1 protein-coding gene is annotated in these 1,151 nt (G+C 54.6%); it reads left to right on the forward strand.

Going from position 1 to position 1,151, the window contains the following annotated elements; translation table 11 throughout:
- A protein-coding gene (locus ACFO24_RS13275) for an IS3 family transposase (protein WP_377738776.1) occupies positions 1–1,151 on the forward strand; the annotation gives its coding sequence in 2 pieces (ribosomal slippage) (positions 1–262 and positions 262–1,151; 1,152 coding nt annotated over the 2 pieces). This gene is flagged as partial in the annotation.

Consider the following 1,151-nt stretch of genomic DNA (forward strand, 5'->3'; position numbering starts at 1 on the left):
GCAAAGCAAGTACGTGCGGCATACACGCAGGAATTTAGATTGGAGGCTGTGCGCTTGGTGCAAAGCGGGCAATCTCAAATGCAGGTGTGCCAGACGTTGGGCATCCCCAAGGCCAGCCTGGGCAGTTGGGTGCGACAAGTAAAAGCAGGCACTTTGCAGCTTGGTGTTGCCGATGGTGTTGTCAGCAAGGTCACACCGGAACAAATGGAGATCAGCCGCCTACGAGCTGAAGTTGCACGCCTGCGAATGGAGCGTGACATCGCAAAAAAAGCGGCGGCGTACTTCGCGCAGGACGTGCTGCGAGGTATGCCTGGATTGATCAAATGAAGAACGTCTATCCGATTGCTGTTTCTTGTCATGTTTTGCAAGTGAGCAGCAGTGGTTACTTCCGTTTCAGACGCAACGGTGGTGAGGTATCTCACCTATGTAGCGATGAATTGGCGTTGACCCACATACGTGCCATTCATGCAGAGGTTAAAGGCGAATACGGCTGGCCTCGCATACACAAAGAGCTGCAAGCCAGAGGTCTGCGTATTGGCAAAGAGCGGGTACGCAAGCTGATGGCAAGTCACGGCATACGTGCTAAAACCAAGCGCAAGTTCGTCGTGACTACAGACAGCAAACACAGCCTGCCGGTTGCTCCTGACTTGGTGCAGCGGCGTTTTACGCCTCAGGCACCCAACCAACTTCTGTGCGGTGACATCACCTATATCGCTACCGACGAAGGCTGGTTGTACTTGGCTGCTGTGATTGACATGTTCAGCCGTCAGGTGGTGGGATGGAGCCTGCAGCCCCACATGCAAAGCAGCTTGGTTAAAGATGCCATGGCAATGGCTTGGTGGCGAAGGCGGCCTGAGCCTGGAGCCATCTTCCACAGCGACAGGGGCAGCCAATATTGCAGTCATGACTTCCAAGCTGCTTTAGCCAAATGGGGGATGCGTTCATCGATGAGCCGCAAAGGCAATTGCTGGGACAACTCGCCCATCGAAAGCTTCTGGGGCAGGCTCAAGGTTGCTTGCGTGCATGGCCAGCGCTTCGCAACCCGGGAGCAAGCAAGGCAGGCCATCATGAACTGGATGGCCTTCTACAATTGGCGCAGATTGCATTCCAGCTTGGGTTATCTCAGCCCTATGCAATACGAGAAACGCTGG

It is taken from the genome of Comamonas denitrificans, assembly GCF_042654745.1.
GTDB lineage: Bacteria > Pseudomonadota > Gammaproteobacteria > Burkholderiales > Burkholderiaceae_C > Comamonas > Comamonas denitrificans.